General features: G+C 63.5%; 25 protein-coding genes and 2 tRNA genes. 16 read left to right on the forward strand and 11 right to left on the reverse strand.

The window, feature by feature from the left end; genetic code table 11:
• Positions 1-37 precede the first annotated feature (37 nt).
• From ACVMIM_RS23225 to ACVMIM_RS23270, 10 genes are all read left to right on the forward strand, one after another.
• Complete coding sequence (locus ACVMIM_RS23225) at positions 38-625, forward strand: hypothetical protein (RefSeq protein WP_476114795.1); 588 nt, start codon at positions 38-40, stop codon at positions 623-625.
• Complete coding sequence (locus ACVMIM_RS23230) at positions 622-1,245, forward strand: hypothetical protein (RefSeq protein ID WP_476114796.1); 624 nt, start codon at positions 622-624, stop codon at positions 1,243-1,245. Before ACVMIM_RS23225 ends, ACVMIM_RS23230 begins: the two co-directional genes overlap by 4 nt.
• On the forward strand, positions 1,245-1,667 hold the full coding sequence (locus ACVMIM_RS23235) for a hypothetical protein (RefSeq protein WP_476114797.1): 423 nt from the start codon (positions 1,245-1,247) through the stop codon (positions 1,665-1,667). Before ACVMIM_RS23230 ends, ACVMIM_RS23235 begins: the two co-directional genes overlap by 1 nt.
• The gene (locus tag ACVMIM_RS23240; protein WP_476114798.1) at positions 1,664-2,818 is read left to right on the forward strand and encodes a hypothetical protein; all 1,155 of its coding nucleotides are present in this window, start codon (positions 1,664-1,666) and stop codon (positions 2,816-2,818) included. The genes ACVMIM_RS23235 and ACVMIM_RS23240 overlap by 4 nt, the downstream gene beginning before the upstream one ends.
• A complete protein-coding gene (locus ACVMIM_RS23245) occupies positions 2,815-3,075 on the forward strand; it encodes a DUF2312 domain-containing protein (protein ID WP_476114799.1) in 261 nt (86 codons plus the stop codon). Before ACVMIM_RS23240 ends, ACVMIM_RS23245 begins: the two co-directional genes overlap by 4 nt.
• Positions 3,075-3,260 carry a hypothetical protein gene (locus ACVMIM_RS23250; protein ID WP_476114800.1) on the forward strand — a complete coding sequence of 62 codons (186 nt, stop codon included), beginning with the start codon at positions 3,075-3,077 and terminating at the stop codon, positions 3,258-3,260. Before ACVMIM_RS23245 ends, ACVMIM_RS23250 begins: the two co-directional genes overlap by 1 nt.
• A complete protein-coding gene (locus ACVMIM_RS23255) occupies positions 3,257-3,469 on the forward strand; it encodes a hypothetical protein (protein ID WP_476114801.1) in 213 nt (70 codons plus the stop codon). The genes ACVMIM_RS23250 and ACVMIM_RS23255 overlap by 4 nt, the downstream gene beginning before the upstream one ends.
• Positions 3,469-3,933, forward strand: a complete 465-nt coding sequence (ssb, locus tag ACVMIM_RS23260; RefSeq protein ID WP_476114803.1) for a single-stranded DNA-binding protein — start codon at positions 3,469-3,471, stop codon at positions 3,931-3,933. The genes ACVMIM_RS23255 and ssb overlap by 1 nt, the downstream gene beginning before the upstream one ends.
• Positions 3,934-3,944: 11 nt before the next feature.
• Entirely contained in the window at positions 3,945-4,172 is a 228-nt protein-coding gene (locus ACVMIM_RS23265; RefSeq protein ID WP_476114804.1) for a hypothetical protein, read from the forward strand.
• 187 nt (positions 4,173-4,359) lie between these two features.
• Entirely contained in the window at positions 4,360-5,421 is a 1,062-nt protein-coding gene (locus ACVMIM_RS23270; RefSeq protein ID WP_476114805.1) for a site-specific integrase, read from the forward strand.
• A gap of 99 nt (positions 5,422-5,520) precedes the next feature.
• Here ACVMIM_RS23270 and ACVMIM_RS23275 read toward each other — a convergent pair.
• Positions 5,521-5,596, reverse strand: a tRNA-Val gene (locus ACVMIM_RS23275).
• Positions 5,597-5,814: 218 nt separating this feature from the next.
• Here ACVMIM_RS23275 and ACVMIM_RS23280 point away from each other — a divergent pair.
• Together ACVMIM_RS23280 and ACVMIM_RS23285 are read left to right on the forward strand one after the other, a co-directional pair.
• A tRNA-Asp gene (locus tag ACVMIM_RS23280) sits at positions 5,815-5,891 on the forward strand.
• A 339-nt stretch (positions 5,892-6,230) separates the two neighbouring features.
• Positions 6,231-6,428: a hypothetical protein gene (locus ACVMIM_RS23285; protein ID WP_040995643.1), complete on the forward strand. Its 198-nt coding sequence runs from the start codon at positions 6,231-6,233 to the stop codon at positions 6,426-6,428.
• Between the two features lie 3 nt (positions 6,429-6,431).
• Here the strand turns inward: ACVMIM_RS23285 and ACVMIM_RS23290 are convergent, their stop codons facing one another.
• The 5 genes from ACVMIM_RS23290 to ACVMIM_RS23310 form a co-directional block, all read right to left on the reverse strand.
• Positions 6,432-6,761, reverse strand: a complete 330-nt coding sequence (locus ACVMIM_RS23290) for an HK97 family phage prohead protease (RefSeq protein ID WP_476117477.1) — start codon at positions 6,759-6,761, stop codon at positions 6,432-6,434.
• Complete coding sequence (locus tag ACVMIM_RS23295) at positions 6,664-6,897, reverse strand: HK97 family phage prohead protease (protein WP_476114806.1); 234 nt, start codon at positions 6,895-6,897, stop codon at positions 6,664-6,666. The genes ACVMIM_RS23290 and ACVMIM_RS23295 overlap by 98 nt, the downstream gene beginning before the upstream one ends.
• Positions 6,898-7,141: 244 nt before the next feature.
• Positions 7,142-8,086, reverse strand: a complete 945-nt coding sequence (gene rbsK, locus ACVMIM_RS23300) for a ribokinase (RefSeq protein ID WP_476114807.1) — start codon at positions 8,084-8,086, stop codon at positions 7,142-7,144.
• Between the two features lie 4 nt (positions 8,087-8,090).
• A complete protein-coding gene (locus ACVMIM_RS23305; protein WP_140677348.1) occupies positions 8,091-8,543 on the reverse strand; it encodes an RbsD/FucU family protein in 453 nt (150 codons plus the stop codon).
• Positions 8,544-8,569: 26 nt separating this feature from the next.
• Positions 8,570-9,628 carry an ABC transporter ATP-binding protein gene (locus tag ACVMIM_RS23310; RefSeq protein ID WP_476114809.1) on the reverse strand — a complete coding sequence of 353 codons (1,059 nt, stop codon included), beginning with the start codon at positions 9,626-9,628 and terminating at the stop codon, positions 8,570-8,572.
• 283 nt (positions 9,629-9,911) lie between these two features.
• Here ACVMIM_RS23310 and ACVMIM_RS23315 point away from each other — a divergent pair, with 283 nt between their 5' ends.
• From ACVMIM_RS23315 to ACVMIM_RS23325, 3 genes are all read left to right on the forward strand, one after another.
• Positions 9,912-11,588 (forward strand): ABC transporter substrate-binding protein, encoded by a 1,677-nt coding sequence (locus tag ACVMIM_RS23315; protein ID WP_476114810.1) that lies wholly within the window; start codon positions 9,912-9,914, stop codon positions 11,586-11,588.
• 92 nt (positions 11,589-11,680) lie between these two features.
• Entirely contained in the window at positions 11,681-12,796 is a 1,116-nt protein-coding gene (locus tag ACVMIM_RS23320) for a carbohydrate ABC transporter permease (RefSeq protein WP_040995487.1), read from the forward strand.
• Positions 12,797-12,804: 8 nt separating this feature from the next.
• Positions 12,805-13,722: a carbohydrate ABC transporter permease gene (locus ACVMIM_RS23325; protein WP_476114812.1), complete on the forward strand. Its 918-nt coding sequence runs from the start codon at positions 12,805-12,807 to the stop codon at positions 13,720-13,722.
• 57 nt (positions 13,723-13,779) lie between these two features.
• Here the strand turns inward: ACVMIM_RS23325 and ACVMIM_RS23330 are convergent, their stop codons facing one another.
• From ACVMIM_RS23330 to ACVMIM_RS23340, 3 genes are all read right to left on the reverse strand, one after another.
• Positions 13,780-14,130: a hypothetical protein gene (locus ACVMIM_RS23330; protein ID WP_476114813.1), complete on the reverse strand. Its 351-nt coding sequence runs from the start codon at positions 14,128-14,130 to the stop codon at positions 13,780-13,782.
• A 107-nt stretch (positions 14,131-14,237) separates the two neighbouring features.
• Positions 14,238-14,981, reverse strand: coding sequence for a creatininase family protein (locus tag ACVMIM_RS23335; protein ID WP_476114814.1), 744 nt, complete (start codon positions 14,979-14,981; stop codon positions 14,238-14,240).
• Between the two features lie 3 nt (positions 14,982-14,984).
• Complete coding sequence (locus ACVMIM_RS23340) at positions 14,985-15,551, reverse strand: SIS domain-containing protein (RefSeq protein ID WP_476114815.1); 567 nt, start codon at positions 15,549-15,551, stop codon at positions 14,985-14,987.
• 183 nt (positions 15,552-15,734) lie between these two features.
• Between ACVMIM_RS23340 and ACVMIM_RS23345 the strand changes: the two genes are divergently transcribed.
• A complete protein-coding gene (locus tag ACVMIM_RS23345; RefSeq protein WP_476114816.1) occupies positions 15,735-16,757 on the forward strand; it encodes an aldo/keto reductase in 1,023 nt (340 codons plus the stop codon).
• An 83-nt stretch (positions 16,758-16,840) separates the two neighbouring features.
• Here the strand turns inward: ACVMIM_RS23345 and hupB are convergent, their stop codons facing one another.
• Both hupB and lon read right to left on the reverse strand, forming a co-directional pair.
• Positions 16,841-17,113 (reverse strand): DNA-binding protein HupB, encoded by a 273-nt coding sequence (hupB, locus tag ACVMIM_RS23350; RefSeq protein WP_040969493.1) that lies wholly within the window; start codon positions 17,111-17,113, stop codon positions 16,841-16,843.
• A gap of 197 nt (positions 17,114-17,310) precedes the next feature.
• Entirely contained in the window at positions 17,311-19,722 is a 2,412-nt protein-coding gene (gene lon / locus ACVMIM_RS23355) for an endopeptidase La (protein WP_476114817.1), read from the reverse strand.
• Between the last annotated feature and the right edge of the window lie 24 nt (positions 19,723-19,746).

Consider the following 19,746-nt stretch of genomic DNA (forward strand, 5'->3'; position numbering starts at 1 on the left):
TCGATATTCGCCGCCATCAACCCGATGGAGGCTTCCTTTGTTTGCAGCGACAGATCCAAGCAGCGACGCTCCCCGCATTCCCGAAAGCCTCGCGAGCCGGCCCGCAAAGCGCTTCACCGCCGAGCGGCGCGCCGATGAGCCGGAGCCGCGCAACTACCATCCGCGCGCGGTCGAACTGGCGGATGCGCTGCGCGAGGCGGCCGGCTGCCGTGACTGCGCCACCGAAAAAGACATGGTCATGGCGGGCTTCTCGGTCGCCGAGATCGTCGAGCACGCCGCCGAGGCCAAGCAGATCATCGCCGAGACCTTCGTCAAGCAGGTGGCGCCTTCCTTCGATCGCGTGCCGGAGATCATCCAGAAGGCGCTCGATGCGGTGGCCCATCAGATGCCGGTCACCGGCGGGCTGACCGAAGGCGAGACCGATGCCGCGGCGACCGAATGGCGCCGCTACTGCGTCGCCCGCTCTGCCTTCAAGCTCGACCCGTGGTGGTCGCAATCCGAGCGGACGATCACCATGCTGCGCCGCTTCCTGGCCAAACTGCCGCTCCTGGAGCGCGAAGCAAACCGCGTCATCTACGCCGTCGGCGCCGCCCACAAGGCCGATCTCGCGAGGGCGCCGAAATGACCGCCATCTGGAAACAGACTTACTCCGGCCGCGCCTTCCCGATGCTCGACTTCACGGCGCAGGACATCGACCTCTATCGCGATGTCGCGGAGGGCCTGGCGCGCGTCTGCCGCTTCGGCGGCCATGTGCCGGGCAACCCGTATTCGGTGGCGCAGCATTGCGTCGTCGGCGCAGACGCCGCGCTCGAGGAAACGCGCGACGCCAACATCGCGGCCTATGTGCTCTTGCACGACGCGCATGAATTCGTCTTCGGCGACATGACGACGCCGGTGGCGAAGTGGCTGTCGGCCATGGAATACGAGCTGTTCGGCTCGACCGACAAGGTGCGCACCATCCTCCATGCCGCCAAGCAGCGGCTTGACGCCGCGATCTGGCGCGCCGCCGGCGTGCTGCCGCCCGGTGCGACATACCGCAAGGCGATCGACGACTTCGACGTCCGCCTGCTGGCGACCGAGCAGCGCCAGCTGCTCATGCCGGCGCCGAGAAGCTGGGGCGAGGCGGTCGACAAGGCGAAGCCCCTGCGCTTGCGCGGCCGGCTCACCGCCTGGCCGGTGGCAAAGGCGGCCGAGGAATACCGCGCCCGCCTCGACCAGCTCTGCCCGAACGCCAGGAGGGTGTGATGAAGGTCAAGATGACAATCGATGCCGCTCAGCTAGTCAAGGATATGAAGGACGAGCTGCATGAGATCGTTCCCCTCATCGCCGAGCAGTTGGGCGCTACCGACTTCGTCGATACCTTCGCCGACCATTCCGCTGACCTTGTCGACGGGGACTACAACCTCACCGAACGCGGCATCCAGATCCTCGACGTCTTCGTCGCGCGCGCTGTCAAGCTGGGTCGCATGCCTGACGAGGGTTGGGAGCCTGCCTGGGTCGAGGAATTGCGCGGTAACCTCGATCGCCTGCAGCGGCTGATCTGCGAAGGGCGCACCGACGAGGCTCTGGATGAGCTGCGCCAGATCGCACCGGAGCACCAATTCCTCTCACCCGCCGCCGAAAAGATGCTGGCCGCCATCAATAGTCAGGGAGCGCTGCCGCTATGACCGTTCGCTTCAACGTCGCCGCTTTCGCCGAGGCTGCGAAGGCGATCCGCAACGTGCCGGGCGGCACGCGCGAGATCGACATCCTCGACCATGCCCGCCTGCATGCCACGAAGAAGAAGGGCATGACGCTGACCATGTCCGACCTCGACGTCGAGGCGCGCGTCAGCCTCGATTGCGAGACCGACGCCGAGGTCCTCGCCGCCATCCCGCGCGCGGTGCTGGAATTCTTCATCGCGCGCGCCGGCTCGGGCGAGGAGACCGGCACGCTCGATTTCGACGCCGACATGAAGGCCGTCGTCGCCCGCCACGGCAAGGCAAGGCTCTCGATGCCGATCCTCAAGGGCGAGGATTTTTATCTCATCGACGCGCCCAAGCCCGACTGGTCGCTGACCTTGCGTGCGCATGAGCTCTGCGGCGTGCTGAAGCGCTGCGAGAAGGCGCTGGGAGAGGATGTCAACCGCATCATGCTGCACGGCCCGTTCCTTCACCAGCTGGACGGGGTGAAGGTGATCGGCTCCGATTCCAGCCGCATCCACATCATCGAGGTCGACGACCCCGCGCTTTCCGGCAGCCTTCCGACGCGCGACGGCGCCGAACTGCCAGGCGTCATCATCCCGCCGAAGACGGTCAAGGAGATCCTGCGCATCTTCGGCGGCGACGAGAGCGAGCTGAAGGTGAGCGGCACCGGCCGCGTGATGCTGGTCGAGGCGGAGCGCATCCGCATCGCCTCGAAGCTGATCGACGCCACCTATTTCGACTATCCGCGCCTGATCCCGGCGCGCCCCGATGCGCATGTCACAATCGCTTCGGACGCGCTGACGCGCGCCATGGACGGGCTCTTGGTCGTGCCGAAGAACGACGCCAAGGGCCGCCGCGAGACCTCGCGCACGATCCGGCTGACCGTGCGAGAGAGATCGATCGAGCTGTTCGCCAAGGGCGACGCCGGCGACGCCGAGGACGAGATCGAGGCGGACAATGACGGCGTGCCGGAGGGCACCTTCATGACCTTCGACGCCCGCTTCCTGCGCGACGTGATCGAGGCCGCCGGCGCGCCGAAGATCGCGCTGCACCCGCCGGCCGACTTCGCCATGCCCTTCCATGTCGCCGCCGGCGAGGGCTGCGCCTTCATCATCGGCCAGAGGAGGATGTGATGGACGAGATCCCGGAGACGTCGCAGACCGTCGCCGCTGGCCAGCTGCGCCAGTATATCGAGCGCGTTGAGCGCCTGGAGGAAGAGAAGAAGACGATCGGCGACGACATCAAGGATGTCTATGCCGAGGCCAAGGGCGTCGGCTTCGACACCGCGGCCATGCGCACTATCGTCGCCATGCGTCGCAAAGACCCAGCCGAACGCGAGGAAGCCGAATCCATCCTCGACCTCTACATGCGCGCGCTGGGGATGGTGTGATGCTGAAGATCGTTTCCGAACATTTCTTCGGCGTCTTTGCACCGAATGGCGAGCTTGAGGCCGTCGACGGCACCGAGATCATGGCGCAGTTCAGCGCGCAGAACCTCTCGCCCGATCCCAGGAAACCGAACCGGATAGTCAAGCCGGTCGTCATCTGCATTCCAACCGAGGAGACCGCCCGATGACGAAGCGACGCCTGGTCGACATCGCCTGCGAGATCCGCAGCAACGACCCCAGGAAAAAGGCGATCGCTGTCGTCGACGGCACCACTGAGGAAGTCGACGGCCGCGAGCGCATGAAGTGGTTCTGGCTGCCGCGCTCCGAAATCGAGATCAACGACAACGGCACGGTGACCATGCCTGAATGGCTGGCGCTGGAGAAAGGACTTATCTGATGGCCGGTTTGAACAAAGTCATGCTGATCGGCCATCTCGGCGCCGATCCCGACATCCGCCGCACCAACAGCGGCGCCGATGTCGTCTCGTTCCGCATCGCCACGTCCGAGACATGGAAGGACAAGAACACCGGCGAGCGCAAGGAAAAGACCGAGTGGCACTCGATCGTCGTGTTCAACGAGCACCTGACCAAGGTCTGCGCCGACTACCTGAAGAAAGGCTCAAAGGTCTATGTCGAGGGCCAACTGCAGACCCGCAAATGGCAGGACAACGCCGGCACCGACCGCTACACGACCGAGATCGTGCTGCAGAACTTTCGCGGCGAGATCCAGCTGCTCGATCGCCTGCCGTCCAACCGCCCGCCGGGCGCCGAAAGCCCGGATGAATACGGCACGCAGCGCACGCGAGAGAGCGGCCAGCAGCAGCGCGGCAGCCGCGAGCTCGACGACGAGATCCCGTTCTGAGGAGCATCACCATGGCCACCAAGACGCAAGCCGCAAGCCATCAGCGACAGATCGACCAGCTGAAGGCGCGCATCACGTTCCTGCATGGCGAGCACGACAAGACGCACCGCGAGCTCGACGCCGCGCTCGCGCGCAATGTTCGGCTGCAGGAAACCATCAGAGTGCTGAGCGGCCTGCTGACGGAGGCCGATACCGAAGTGACGACGCGCCGCCAGCTCGACGGCGAGTTGCCGTTCTGATGACGCCCTTGGCCGACATCGACGACGACACGCCGATTCGGCTGCAGGAGGCCTGCGACCGCTTTTTCGGTGGACGGCTGACGCCAAAGGCCTTGCGCGCCGAGGCCCGCAAGGGAAATTTGACAATCGAGCAGATCGCCAACAAGGATTTCGTCACTCCGGCTGCCATCAGGGAAATGCGCGAGAAATGCCGCGTCGCCAAAGCCCGCCCCGTCTCGTCCCGCGCCTCGACCGCGACGGCGTCAAGCGGCTCGTCATCCGCGACGGGTCCGTTTACCGCCGAACGGGATGCCTTGTTGGCGAAACTGAAAGCGCGGCGGAAAAGCTCGCGGAATACATCGCCCAAAAGAAGCAAAAGCCAGTCAGCGTCGAACGTGGTCCCGATCACGTCGCGTGCGCAGCCGCGCTAGACCACTACGTCACCGCCAAGCAGTCGCGCGGCGAGGAGACCGGGCCGCTCGAAGGCCGCGTCGCTTTCCTGACCGAGTTCTGGGGCGCGAGGCCGCTCTCCGACATCTCTGGCGACACCTGCCGCGAATATGCCGCCAGTCGCAAGAGGCCGGCCGCGGCGCGCCGCGAGCTGGAGGATCTGCGCGCCGCCGTCAACCTGTTCTCGAAAGAGAAGCGGCTGAACTTCAGGCCGCATTTCGACCTCCCCGACAAGCCCGTTGCGCGCGAGCGCTGGCTGACGCGCGAGGAAGCGGCCGAGCTCTTACGCGGCGCGCTGCGGCTGCGGCGCGCGCGGCCGAAGACCTATGAGTGCCTGCCGCGCTTCATCCTGATCGGCCTCTACACCGGCACCAGGCATTCGGCCATCCTGGAGCTCAACTGGAACCGCGGTCCGTCCGGAGGCTGGCCGGATCTCGATGCGGGCGTGCTCTACCGGCGCGGCGAGCGCGTGCGCGAGACGACCAAGCGGCGCCCGCCGATGCGACTGCCGCGCCGCCTCATGGCGCACCTCAGACGCTGGAAGGCGAAGGACGAAGGCAAGGGTCCGGTAATCCACGCCAAGGGCGGCGAGCCGATCGGCCTGATGCGCAAGTCCTTCGAAGCCGCGCGCATCGAGGCGGGCCTCGGCGACGACGTCACCCCGCACATCCTGCGCCACACCAGGGCGACCTGGCTGATGCAGCGATCGGTGCCGATCTGGGACGCCGCCGGCTCGCTCGGCATGACCGTCAAGCAGATGGAATCGACCTACGGCCACCATCATCCAGACTTCCAGAAAACCGCCGCCGATGCCTACTGAGCGCCCCGAAAACGGTCGTTTCTGGGCGCATAGCTGGGCGCAAGCAGCGCCTCCCGCCGAAGCGGGGCCACACAGGCCATTGAAAACATTGAAGAAATCTGGTGGGCGATGACGGGCTCGAACCGCCGACATCTTCGGTGTAAACGAAGCGCTCTACCAACTGAGCTAATCGCCCGCCTGAGCGCGGACCATTAAGCAGTTAGGGCCGTATTCGCAAGGCCAAATGAACAGACGGTGCCCCCGTCGCGGTGCGGGTTTCCCCAGCCTCGGCGCCGTTGTCAAAAAACCTTCTCCTGATTGCAGTAATGCTTGAATGCCGCGCTTGACACCCGCAGGCGAACCCCTTATCCAGCGCCCCAACGACGAACACGCCTGACACGTGCTCGTCAGTGCGCGGGTGTAGCTCAGTCGGTTAGAGTGCCGGCCTGTCACGCCGGAGGTCGCGGGTTCGAGCCCCGTCACTCGCGCCATTTGTTTTCAAAGGCTTATGCCTCTCTTGCCATTGGCGGTTTCAACTTTTTTCGCCGCCGAGTTTCAACTTTTTGAACTCGTTCTGTTCCAAGCTCAGGAGCTTGCGGCCTTTCCTGCGATGCTCAGCGCGTCGCTATCGACCAAACCGGGCCAGCGATAAGTCCGCCCGGCGGTAGCGACCGATAGCGTGAGGTTGCCAACGGTGATCATGCCACCCCCCTTTCGTGGATCCCCCGCAACCTTATCGCGGCCTCGGCTGACGCCCGGCCCCCCAAAAGTGATTTTGCGCTCCGCGCCGGCCGGGTTACGCTGCGTCACCACGAATAAGGAGGATGACGATGAAAGCCTTCCTTACAACGATCGCCGTGCTTGGACTGTCCGTCTCTGGGGCGTCTGCCGACTGCGCCTATCATCAATCGATGGCATCGGCGACCCAGGTCGACACACAGAAGACCGCCAGCGTTCAAAAGTCCGACGTGACAAAGGCGTCGGATGCGCAACAGATCAAGAAAGAAGCGCCGCCGAAGACGGAATAGCGCTCACCTGATCCCCCGCAGCTTGTGCTCGCGCTCCATCTTCTCAATGAGGCGGCGCCGCGCGTTGGCCGCGTTGTCGGAGCGCATGACATCGACATATGATTGGGGATAGGCCGCCCGGATGACCGCGGAAATCTCAAACAACTCCGCCTCCAAAATCGTGCGTTCTGGCAAAGCGTTGTAATCTTCGGGCTCTAGCTCGCGGCGCCCAATAGACGAAAGAGCCAGCGCGGCATCAGGGTTCGAGGGGTCCAGATCTGCCGAAAACCACAAGCCCATCCGCCCCTGATCCCGCAAGGCTGGTGGTGCGAGCAAGCGGCCGATCGTGGTCATGGCTCCAGTGTAGGACTACATCGCTGAGAGATTTGGAGAAGGCGCCGGGGGCGATCTTCTCGATGAAGACCCCCGCGATGGTGGTGGGTGCGTTGTATGGGATGGCCCACCCGGATATCGTGTTACTTGCCGCCATGGCGGGACCTGCCCGCCCTTTACTCTTCCAAGGGTCAGCTGTTCCGAGATCATTCGCCCAATATGACGCCGGAAGCGATAATCTGAGCCGTCCGCGCGGTGAGCTTCTGGCGCTTCACGAGCGTGGGTTTTTCGTATGGCTTTTTCATCCTGCCGTTCCGGCGTTGCCGACCAGGAGGATGAACGCGCTTGCTTCGGGAGCGTTCCGGGACAAGGGGCCGCTAATAAACGCGCGAACTGCGATTTCATGCCTTTGCGAGCAGCGCCTCGACTTCCTTGAGGGTCGGCATCGACGGCGCGGTGCCGGGGCGCGTCACCGAAATGCCGGCGACCGCGCAGGCAAAGCGGACCGCCTCCAGCGGCTCGACGCCCTTTGCCAAAGCGGCGGCGAGGCCGCCGTTGAAAGCATCGCCCGCGCCCGTCGTTTCGACCACCGGGCCGGCACTGACCGCGCCGACATGTTCGGAGCGGTCCCTGGTGTGCAGCAGCGCGCCCTTTTCCCCCAGCGTCACGATGACGGCACCGACGCCCTTGTCCAGCAGAGCGTCGGCGGCGCGGCGGGAATCGTCGATCGAGGAGACATGAATGCCGGTCAGACCTTCGGCCTCGGTCTCGTTGGGCGTGACATAGTCGCAGAGCGTGTAGATGCGGTCCGGCAGGCTGGCGGCAGGCGCCGGATTGAGAATGGTCGTCACCCCTGCCCCGCGCGCGATCTCAAGCGCCTTCAGCGCCGCGTCGATCGGCTGCTCGAGCTGGGTGACGAAGACGCCGGCCGATCGGATGAGGCCGGCATGGGCCTCGATATCGGCGGGCGAGATCAGCATCGCCGCGCCCGGGCTGACGATGATGGCATTGTTGCCGGTGCCTTCCTCGATGAATATGTAGGCCGCGCCAGTATAGCTGTCCGGAGTGTCGATGACGGCGCTTTTCACGCCTGCGTCCTTCCACGTCTGTTTGGCCATGTCGGCGAACGCATCGACGCCGAGCCTGGTCAGGAAGGTGATATGGGCGCCAAGTTTGCCTGCCGCGACTGCCTGGTTCGAGCCCTTGCCGCCCGGGCCGAGCTTGAAGGAGTTGCCGAGGATCGTCTCGCCGAGGCGCGGCTGGCGATCGGCGCGATAGGCGGTGTCGGCGACGAAGACGCCCAAAATCACAATAGGCTTCATGACGACAGGCTTGCCGGTGGCCATGTCCCTACTCCGCATCCGGCGGGACGACGCCCTTGCGGAAGGCAAAGCAGCCATAGAAGCGGCGCTCGCCGGTCTGGATCACGCAATAGGCTTTCTTGGAGCGCTCGTAGAAGGCGTAGCGCTCGATCGAGATCATCGGCCAGGGCTTGCCCTCGGCCGCGTCGATCTCCTTCTGCACCTCTTTCTGCACCGGCGGGATCTCGTTTGGCTTGCCGACGATCTCCATGCGCGCCGCCGCATCGTTGACGAAAGTATCCAGCGGCAAGACCGACAGCACCGCCTTCACCACTTCGGCCGCCGTCGCATCGATGCGCAGCAGCTTGCCGAGCACGGTTTGCCGCGCGACCGAATCGGACGGAAAATTGGTGTCGGCGATGATCAGGTCGTCGCCATGGCCCATCGCCCGCAGCGCCTGGAGCACATCGGCATTGAGCAGCGGATTGATCCCTTTGAGCATGGTTTCCTCTTGAAGGGTTGATGCGGTCAGAGACGCTTGCCGGTCCCGGCGTCGAAGAGGTGGACCTGGTCGAGACGCGGCTTGAGCTTGAGCGTGTCGCCGGGCTTGAAGTCGTGGCGCTCGCGAAACAGCGCCACCATCTCGCCCTCGCCGAAGCGTACGAAGGCCAGGGTCTCGGAGCCCGTCGGCTCGACCACGGAGACCTTGGCCTCGACGCCGTCCGGTTGAATTTCCAGATGTTCGGGCCGCACGCCATAGACGACGGCCTGGCCATCCTCGGCAACGGCGCCCGGGGGCATCGGGAACGCCGTACCGGCGATCTCCACCACCGGCTTCCCGGCCTTCTTCACAGTACCTTTGAGCAGGTTCATCGAAGGCGAGCCGATGAAGCCGGCGACAAAAAGGTTCGCCGGCCGGTCGAACAGCTCCAGCGGCGCGCCGACCTGCTCGATGCGGCCGTCGCGCATCACCACGATCTTGTCGGCCATGGTCATGGCCTCGATCTGGTCGTGAGTGACGTAGATGGTGGTCGTCTTCAGCCGCTGGTGCAGTTCCTTGATCTCGGTGCGCATCTGCACGCGCAACTTGGCGTCGAGATTGGAAAGCGGCTCGTCGAACAGGAACACCTGCGGATTGCGCACGATGGCGCGGCCCATGGCGACGCGCTGGCGCTGGCCGCCCGAAAGCTGGCGCGGGTAGCGTTTGAGGTAAGGCGTGAGGTCGAGGATGTCGGCGGCGCGCTTGACCCGTTCGGCGACGACGGCCGGATCGGTGCCCCGCAGCTTCAGCGCGAAGGCCATGTTCTGCTCCACCGTCTTATGCGGATAGAGCGCATAATTCTGGAACACCATGGCGATGTCACGCTTGGCCGGCGGCAGGTTGTTGACGACGCGGTCGCCGATCGAGATCGTGCCGCCGGAAACCGTCTCCAGCCCGGCCACCATCCTGAGCAGCGTGGACTTGCCGCATCCTGACGGGCCGACCAGCACGACGAACTGCCCGTCGGCAATATCGACGCTGACCTCATGCAGGACCTTGACGGTTCCGAACGCCTTGGCCACACTGCTGATCGCGACTTGAGCCATCGTCTCCCCTTTTATCTTTTGCGGTGAAGCTAGCCATTGCCGGCGGCAACGGCAAGTCGGTATCTTATAGATAAAAAGCCAATCTTGTTGACAAGGTAATCGATTACGCGAATAGTGGCGAGTGCCGATCCGACAACCGGTATTTTACCGGGAAATCGGGGCTCCAGGCGACGCAGGGTGGGGTCCCACGTCCCGTATGATCGAGGAGAACCGTGAGACGTTTCGACGTCCGAGAGAGATTGGCACTTCAATTCAAGCGCTGTTGTTCTGGGAGGAACCTTAGATGAGAGTCGATCTGTATGAAAAACTGATGCGCGCCGGCGCGAGCCGCCGCGATGTGCTGAAGGGTGCGGCCAGCATGGCGGCAATCGCCACCGCCTCCGGCGCCGGGCTTGGCGCGCTGACGAGGCCGGCCGCCGCCGACGACAGCTTGCGTGCGAAAATCCTGCAGATCCCGGGCGTCGGCAAGGGCCAGCCGACCGATGCGGACTTCCAGAAGGTGGGCGAGCTCTGCCTCGGAGCGACCAAGGCCAATGTCAAGGAAGGCGAGTTCGCCGGCGTCGAGCTCACCTTCATGGGCCTCAACAATCAGAACCTGCACAACGTGCTGTTCCGTGGCTTCCTGAAGCCGTGGGAGGCCTATACCGGCGCCAAGATCAGCTGGATCGACCTCGCCCAGGCCGACTACAACGCCCGCCTGCAGCAGTCCATCGCGACCAAGACCGTCGACTTCGATATCATCGAGATGGGCGCGCCCTTCGAAGGCGATGTCTGCGGCAAGGGCCTCACCTCCGAAATGCCCGACTGGGTCAAGAAGCAGATCGATTTCGACGACCTGGTCAACTACCTGAAGCCGCCGGTCGGCACCTGGGAGGGCAAGCAGTATCGCGTGACCATCGACGGCGACACGCACAATTTCAACTACCGCACCGACGTGTTCTCCGACTCCGAGCTGGCGGCGGCCTGGAAAGCCGACAGTGGCGACAAAGCCGGCCTGACCGAGTGGGGCGTGCCCAAGACCTGGCAGCAGGTGCAGGCCGTGACCAAGTTCCTGAAGGGCAAGAAATTCAAGGGCCAGGACGTCTACGGCTACCTCGACGCGCCCAAGCCCTGGGGCGGTTTCGGCTTCTACTTCCTCGGCAGCCGCGCCACAGCCTATGCCAAGCATCCCGATGACAAGGCCTGGCTATTCGATGCCGACACGATGAAGCCGCGCATCAACAACCCGGCTTGGGTGCGCGCCATCCAGGACGTGATCGACGCCCTGCCGTCCGAGCCCGCCGACCAGATCAACGCGGATCCGAACACGACCGCCTTCCAGCAGTTCCTGGCCGGCACCGGCTCGATGATCCCCTGGTGGGGCGATGTCGGCTCGAACGTGAAGACCAATGACTCTTCGGTCATCGGCGACGTCACCGGCTTCTCGATCCTGCCGGGCTCCGACGACGTCTACAACTCCAAGACCGGCAAGTGGGAAAAGCTCGCCAGCGGTCCGAACTATGCGCCGAACTGCGCCTATCTCGGCTGGGGCGTCTATGTCATGGCCCGCGTCGATTCCGACGAGAAGAAGAAGAAGGCGGCATGGTCGGCCGCCGCGCATCTCGGCGGCAAGGACCTGTCGATCTGGACGGCGATGTATCCGTCGGGCTTCCAGCCCTACCGCAACTCCCACTTCAATATTCCGGAATGGGTGGCGGCCGGCTATGACGAGGCCTTCATCACCTCCTACCTCAAGTCGGAAGGCGATTCCTACAACCATCCGAACGCGGCGATCGAGCCGCGCATCCCCGGCATCTTCCAGTACTACTCCGCCGCGGAGGACATTCTGGCCAACACCTTCGCCGGCAAGATGAAGGCGCAGGAAGGCGCCGACGCCATCGCGGCGGCCTGGGAAAAGCTGACCGACCAGATCGGCCGCGAAAACCAGATCAAGCTCTACAAAGCCTCGCTCGGCATGTAAGCTGACTTATGAGACGTCGCGGCCCGATGGCACATCGTCATCGGGCCGCACCTTTACCGGCTCGACCGGTTCGATGGCAAAGAGGCAGAGGCGTGGCTGAGCAGACTTCGACCGCGAATGCGTGGCCGGCAAATCCGGCCGACCTGATCCCGCAAGGACGCAAGCGCCTCGGCTGGGGCCTGCTGGCTATTGCAACGCTTGGCCTGCTGGCGATCATCATCGTGCAGATCCTCTACAAGACCGAGATGTCCACGGTCGGATTCTACACCTGGCGCCCTGTGGTCTACGCCTACATCTTGTGGGGCGCAGCACTCGGCGCCTGGCAGGTGCTGACGCGCGGCGAGGATGGGCAGCGCGCGCTGTTCCTTTTGCCGGCGCTGCTCTTCACCATCGCCATGGTGATCTTCCCGACGCTGTTCGGCTTCTACATCGCGCTGACCGACTGGAACCTCAGCTCGTATACCGGACGAAGGTTCAACGGCCTCGACAATTTCTGGCAGATGCTGGCCGACCCCTATTACCGCAACGCGCTGTTCAACATGGTGCTCTATGTGCTTGCGGTGCTGGTCGAATATGTCATCGCCTTCGGCCTGGCGCTGCTGCTCAACGCGCAGATCCGGGCCCGCAAATTCTTCCGCGTTGTCTTTCTTTTGCCGCTGATGCTGTCGCCGGTCGCCGTGTCCTGGATGGTCGGCAAATCGCTGATGGAGTACCGGTTCGGGCCGGCGGCGACGCTGGCGCGCCATCTCGGCTGGGACAATCCCGCCTTCTTCTCCGATCCGATCACCGCCCGCATCGCGATCATGATGCTCGACGCCTGGACCTTCATCCCGTTCATGATGATCATGCTGCTTGCCGGCCTGCAGGCGATGTCGCGCGAGGTGCTGGAAGCCGCCCGCGTCGATGGCGCGACCGCATGGCAGACCTTCTGGCAGGTCACCTTCCCGCTGATGCTGCCGGTGTCGGTGACGGCCGTGATCCTGCGCATCATTTTCAAGCTGAAGCTTGCCGACATCATCATCACCCTGACCTCCGGCGGCCCCGGCGGCGCCACCGATTCCGTGTCGAGCTTCATCTACCGCGAATACCGCGACCGCTCGAATGTCGGCTACGGCACCATGCTGGCCATGGCCTATCTGATCATCATCATCGTCTTCGTGACCTGGCTGTTGAAAGTCGCCAGTCGCTTCGTGCGCAACGTCAACTGAGCGGCATCATGAGCGTCCAGACCACCGAATACACTGTTTCCGAGATCCGTTCGCCGGCCGCCTTCATTACCAGTCGCGTCTTCATCTATGGCGCGCTTATCTTCTGGGCTTTCGTCTGCCTGTTCCCGATCTATTGGACGATCACCACCTCGTTCAAATCGGCGGTCGACGTCACGCAAGGCCATCTCGTCCCCTTCCTCGACTTCCAGCCCGACTGGAAGGGCTGGCGCTCGCTCGGCCTGTCGCCGGATTCGATCTTCCAGACATCGACCGTGCGCGACGAGTTCCTCAAACGCTTCATGAACTCGGTCATCACCTCGGTTGGCGCATCGAGCCTCGCCATCATCATCGGCAGCCTCGCCGCCTACGGCCTTGTCCGCTACCGCTACAAATTCGCCTGGTTCAAGAACGAGGACATCTCCTCCTTCTTCTTGTCGCAGCTCATCCTGCCGCCGGTCGTGCTGGCGCTCCCGTTCCTGGTGCTTTACCGGGAAGTCGCCCTCCTCGACACACGCATCGGGCTCGTGCTCCTCTACACGCTGATGGTGCTGCCGATCGTGATCTGGATCATGCGCGACCAGTTCAACTCCATTCCCGTCGAATTGGAGGAAGCGGCCTTGGTCGACGGCCTGTCGATCTGGGGCGCCTTTTTCCGCATCGTCATGCCGATCGCGCTGCCCGGCATGGTCGCCGCTTTCATCCTGGCGATGGTGCTGTGCTGGAACGAGTATTTCTTCGCCGCGCTTCTGACGTCGACCGATGCCAAGACCATCCCTGTCATGGTGGCGAGCCAGACCGGCTCGCAAGGCATCAACTGGTGGTCGATGGCAGCCCTTGCGACCGCGGCGATCGCGCCGCTGGCCATCATCGGCATCGCGCTTGAGCGCTATCTGATCATGGGCATGACGGCGGGCTCGGTGAAGTAGCCAGGACTCGACTGACGCCTCACGCATATTGCCCGAAGCGGGCCGGTCAGTCCGCCACTATATAGCTTCGGCTGGCGCAAAGAAGCAGTTTTCGTGCTCCTCGGTCGGATGCAAGCAGATGTGAAAGTTGTCGTCGCCAGACGGAATGACACTGTCATAAGGAACGAGATAGCGGTTCTGGCGAGTGACTTTTCGATGATCTCCCGGCCGCAGGATGATCACATAACCATCCTCGCTCGGCGTGACAGTGGTGCTGGGGATACTGCTGCATTCGCCGGTCACTGAGTCGCCGTGACAGCAGGCCGGCGGATAAGTCCAGCCACTGCCGGCCCCGTGCGCAAACGCGGAAACATCCTGAAGTTCTGCAGCCGTGACGACTACGCCTGCAAACGTTGCTACGCGTAGCACTGAGGTCCCCTCGGGTTCCCGATACAATTGGTTCTGCAATATAGCTTATTTTGATTTGCTAATATATAGGCTGGAGGACTTCTTGACATCCTCCTCCAAGAACTCGACTAGGCAGAAAGCGTCGTCCGCAAATGCTCCAGGATCATGGCGACGCCCTTTTGCCCCAGCTCGGCCGAAGCTTCCGGCGCGCTCTTCGTGTACCAGCTGGTATTGTCCGCGAAACGCCCGGCATCCACCGCCTCGGGACACAGCGCCAACATCAGCGACGTCTCGCCGATGCCAGCATGGTCGAACGGATATTTGCCATTTATCGCGGCCGGCATCAGCGGGTGCACCTGCACCCAGTTGAAGACATTCTCGCCCTGCGCATGGCCGGCATAATAGTCGGCCATGCTGTTGGAGCCCCACCAGCCCTCCCCGCGCTCCTTCTCCAGGAAGCGGAAGATCGCCTGGCGGCCGGCGGTCTTGAAGGCGAGATCGGTCGGCATGCCGGCCACGAAATTCTCGGTCTGGTGGTGGATGATGGCGTGGATGTTGCGGAAGCCGATGCGCAACAGGCCGTAGAACAATTCCTCCGCGAAGGGCGAAAGCACCGGACCGCCGACCTGCACCGAGCCGCCGCCTTCCGGCGCCGCCACCGCATAGCTTGCCGCGCCGTAATAGAAGGGCGGCAAGATGACGATGTCCCTCTCCTTCTCGATCAACTCCACCGTCTTGATGACCGCCAGCGTGTCCATGCCGACCGCCATGTGCTCGCCATGGTATTCGAGCACGCCGAGCGGCAGCACGACCGGCCAGTTCTCCTCGATCGCCTTGCGGATCTGGTGCGGCAGCATCAGCTCGTAGCGCATCCCCTACTCCATGTTGGTGTGCCTCGCGCGCATCGCTTCCGGCGTCGCGCCAGTCAGCGTCTTGAGCTTCAGCACCATGATCTCGAACAGAAGGAACAGCGCGCCTTCGAACAGCGAGCCCATCGGCAGCACCGAGCTTCTTGCCGCGCCCTGATCGCTGGCCATTGTCTGCGCCGGAATGAGCAATGTGAAGTCGGCAAGCTTTGCCGCGCTGCCTTCCGGTTCTGCCGTCAGGAGCAGCACCTTCGCGCCGGCTTCGCGGGCAACCCGCATCAAGGTCAGCACCGTAGTGGTCTCGCCCGGCCCCGAACTCGCCAGGAAGACGCCCCCCTGCCCCAGTGGCGGCGTGGTCATATCGCCGACGACCGAGACCGGCAGGCCGAGATGGTAGAGCCGCATGGCGAAGCCCTTCACCTGCAGCGCCTCGCGGCCGCAGCCATAGACGACGATCCTGCCGGCGCCGGCCAGCATGGCGCAGGCCGCGTCCATCCGCGCTTCGTCCGTGCGCGCCAACACCGCGCCAAGCTCGCCCAGCGCGGTCGCGAACATTCCGGATCCGGCTTTGGTCATGACGCTCACCCTGCCTGCCGAGGTATCGCTTGTCCTTTGGATTTGCCGCGCGCTGCCGCGAAAGGCTTGTTTCTGTTCATGCTACCATTGGGAAAATCGCTGTCCAATGAGCCTCGGCACTTTTGCTGAGCCACGGGCGTGATAGTGTCATGTCAGACAAATCACTCCGGGACATCGTCAGACATGAAGACACGGCATTTCGACCGCATCGGCAATGGCGGCATCACCTTCACCGAGCTCGGCTTCGGCACCGCGCCGCTCGGCAATCTCTATCGCGCCATTTCCGACGAGGACGCCAACGCCACCCTGGAAGCGGCATGGGCGACCGGCTGCCGCTACTATGACACGGCGCCGCTTTACGGCCTCGGTCTGTCGGAAACGCGCCTCAACCCGTTCCTGCGCGGCAGGAAGCGTGACGACTATGTGCTGTCGAGCAAGGTCGGCCGCCTCATGCGCGTCGCACCGCCGGACCAGCGCACCGGCATAGGCAAGTTCTTCGAGACGCCGTCGCGCCGGGAAGTCTACGACTACTCCTATGACGGTGTCATGCGCTCCTTCGAAGCCTCGTTGGAGCGTCTTGGCGTCGACCGCATCGACATCCTCTTCGTCCACGACGTCGACATCTTCACCCATGGCAGCAAGGAGGCATCCGACGCGCGCATCAAGGAATTCATGTCGTCCGGCTATTACGGGCTGCTGGCGCTGCGCGACCAAGGCGTGATCAAGGCCTTCGGCGGCGGCATCAACGAGTGGCAGGTCGCCCAGACGCTCGCCGAGCGCGGCGATTTCGACCTGTTCCTGCTCGCCGGCCGCTACACGCTGCTCGAACAGGAAGCGCTGCAATCCTTCCTGCCGCTTTGCCAGAAGCGCGGCATCGGCATCGTGCTGGGCGGCCCCTACAATTCCGGTGTGCTGGCGACCGGGCCGAAGCCCGGCGCCTTCTACAATTACAGCGAGGCGCCGAAGGAGATCCTCGATCGCGTGGCGCGTATCGAGGCAGTCTGCAAGCGCCACAATGTGCGCCTGATCGAGGCGGCGCTGCAGTTCCCGCTGCAGCACCCTTCGGTGATGTCGGTGATCCCCGGCGGCCAGCGGCCGGCCGAAGTCGAAAGCAACCGCGCGCTGCTCGACACCAACATACCGGCGGCGCTCTGGGCGGATTTGAAACAGGAAGGCCTGATGCGCGCCGACGCGCCGACGGCCTGAGCGCTCCAGAAAAAGTGCGGGGCCGGCCGCCAAAAAAGAAAAGCCGGGCAAGCCCGGCTTTTCTGCACTTAAAGAAAAAGGTCTTAGTTGACCGCGTCCTTGAGGCCCTTGCCGGCCGAGAACTTCGGCACGGTGCGCGCCGGAATCTTCACTTCCGCGCCGGTCTGCGGATTGCGGCCGGTCGAAGCAGCGCGTTTTGACACGGTGAAATTTCCGAAGCCGACAAGCCGGACATCGCCGCCCTTCTTCAGTTCGCCTGTGATCACGGAAAACACCGCATCGACGGCGGACTGCGCATCAGCCTTCGAAATGCTTGCGGCATCGGCGACAGCGGACACCAGTTCGTTCTTGTTCATCAAAATTCCCTTCCATGAGAAAACCGGAACTTACGACTCATCCGGCAGGAAACGGACTTTAGAAAGAAGCGTTCAGGAACCCAAGCCGAAAACCGCGGAATTCCGGGCTTTTTTGCACTTTTCGTGGCTTTTTAACATGAAAAAAGCCGGGCTCAGGGCCCGGCTCTCTCCTTGTTGCGCTGCAACGTTAGAACATCCTAATGAGCAAGCGATTTTCCGGCATCGTCGCCGGTGTCGACAGGAGCCGGCGCGTTGACCGGCTCGACCCACTCGATCGGCTCCGGCATCCGGGTCAGCGCGTGGGCGAGCACCTCGCCGACCCGCGAGACCGGGACGATCTCCATGCCGTTCTTCACGTTGTCCGGAATGTCCGCCAGATCCTTGACGTTCTCTTCCGGGATCAGGACCTTCTTGATGCCGCCGCGCAGAGCCGCGAGCAGCTTCTCCTTCAGGCCGCCGATCGGCAGGATGCGGCCGCGCAGCGTGATCTCGCCGGTCATCGCCACATCGGCCCGGACCGGAATACCCGTCAGAACCGACACGATGGCCGTGGCCATCGCCGCGCCGGCGGACGGGCCGTCCTTCGGGGTCGCGCCTTCCGGCAAGTGGACGTGGATGTCGCGCTTGTCGAACAGCGGCGGTTCGATGCCGAAATCGAGCGCCCGGGAGCGGACATAGGAAGCCGCCGCCGAGATCGATTCCTTCATCACGTCACGCAGATTGCCGGTCACCGTCATGCGGCCCTTGCCGGGCATCATGACACCTTCGATCGTCAGCAGCTCGCCGCCGACTTCTGTCCAGGCAAGACCCGTGACCACGCCGACCTGATCGTCGGCCTCGACCTGGCCGAAGCGGAAGCGCGGCACGCCAAGATAATCGGCGAGGTTGTCCGCCGTGATCTTCACCGTCTTCTTCTTCGTCCGCAGGATCTCGGTCACCGCCTTGCGCCCGAGCTTCATCAGCTCGCGCTCCAGGCTGCGCACGCCGGCTTCCCGCGTGTAGGTCTGGATGATGCCGCGGATCGCGTCCTCGCCGACCGAGAATTCGTTCGGCTGCAGGGCATGGTCGCGGATCACCTTGGGCATCAGGTGACGCTTGGCGATCTCGATCTTCTCATCCTCGGTGTAACCGGCGATGCGGATGATCTCCATGCGGTCCATCAGGGGCGCAGGGATGTTCAGCGTGTTCGCCGTCGTCACGAACATCACGCTCGACAGGTCGTATTCGACCTCGAGGTAATGGTCCATGAACGTCGAGTTCTGCTCCGGATCGAGCACCTCGAGCAGGGCCGAAGAAGGGTCGCCGCGGAAGTCCTGGCCCATCTTGTCGATCTCGTCGAGCAGGAAGAGCGGGTTGGACTTCTTGGCCTTCTTCATCGACTGGATGACCTTGCCGGGCATCGAGCCGATATAGGTCCGCCTGTGGCCGCGGATCTCGGCCTCGTCACGCACGCCGCCGAGCGCCATGCGGATGAACTCGCGGCCAGTCGCCTTGGCGATCGACTTGCCGAGCGAGGTCTTGCCGACGCCGGGCGGTCCGACGAGGCACAGGATCGGTCCCTTGATCTTCTTCTGGCGGCTCTGCACGGCGAGATACTCGACGATGCGCTCCTTGACCTTGTCGAGGCCGAAATGATCGGCATCGAGCACGTCCTGCGCATAGTTCAGGTCCTGCTTGACCTTGGAGTTCTTGCCCCACGGGATCGACAGCAGCCAGTCGAGATAGTTGCGCACGACCGTCGATTCAGCCGACATGGGCGACATCGAGCGCAGCTTCTTCAATTCGGCTTCCGCCTTCTCGCGGGCCTCCTTGGAGAGCTTGGTCTTCTTGATGCGCGCCTCGATCTCGGCGGCCTCGTCGCGGCCGTCCTCGCCCTCGCCGAGCTCCTTCTGGATCGCCTTCATCTGCTCGTTGAGGTAGTACTCGCGCTGTGTCTTCTCCATCTGGCGCTTGACGCGCGAGCGGATGCGCTTTTCCACCTGGAGCACGGAGATTTCGGCTTCCATGAAGCCCATCGCCTTCTCCAGACGCTCCTTGACGGAAAGCGTGGCGAGCATCTCCTGCTTCTCGGGGATCTTTATGGCGAGATGCGAGGCAACCGTATCGGCGAGCTTGGAATAGTCGTCGATCTGGCTGGCGGCACCAACCACTTCGGGCGAAATCTTCTTGTTCAGCTTGACGTAATTCTCGAAGTCGGTGACGACCGAGCGGGCAAGCGCCTCGATCTCGACCTCTTCCTCTTCCGGCTCGGCGAGCGCCGTGGCGCGGGCCTCGTGGAAGTCAGGACGATCGGTGAACGACACGATCTTGGCGCGCGTGGCGCCCTCGACGAGGACCTTCACGGTGCCGTCGGGCAGCTTCAAAAGCTGCAGCACATTGGCGAGCGTGCCGATGTCGAAAATCGCATCGGGTTCAGGATCGTCGTCGGCTGCATTCATCTGGGTGGCGAGCAGGATCTGCTTTTCCTGACCCATCACCTCTTCCAGCGCCTTGATCGACTTTTCACGGCCCACGAAGAGCGGAACGATCATATGCGGAAACACGACGATATCGCGCAGTGGGAGGACTGCGAAAACGCCGTCGCCGGAAGCCTTGGATATCTTGGCCATTGTCCAACCTTTCATGTCGCGGCC

It is taken from the genome of Mesorhizobium sp. USDA 4413 (genome assembly GCF_056280365.1).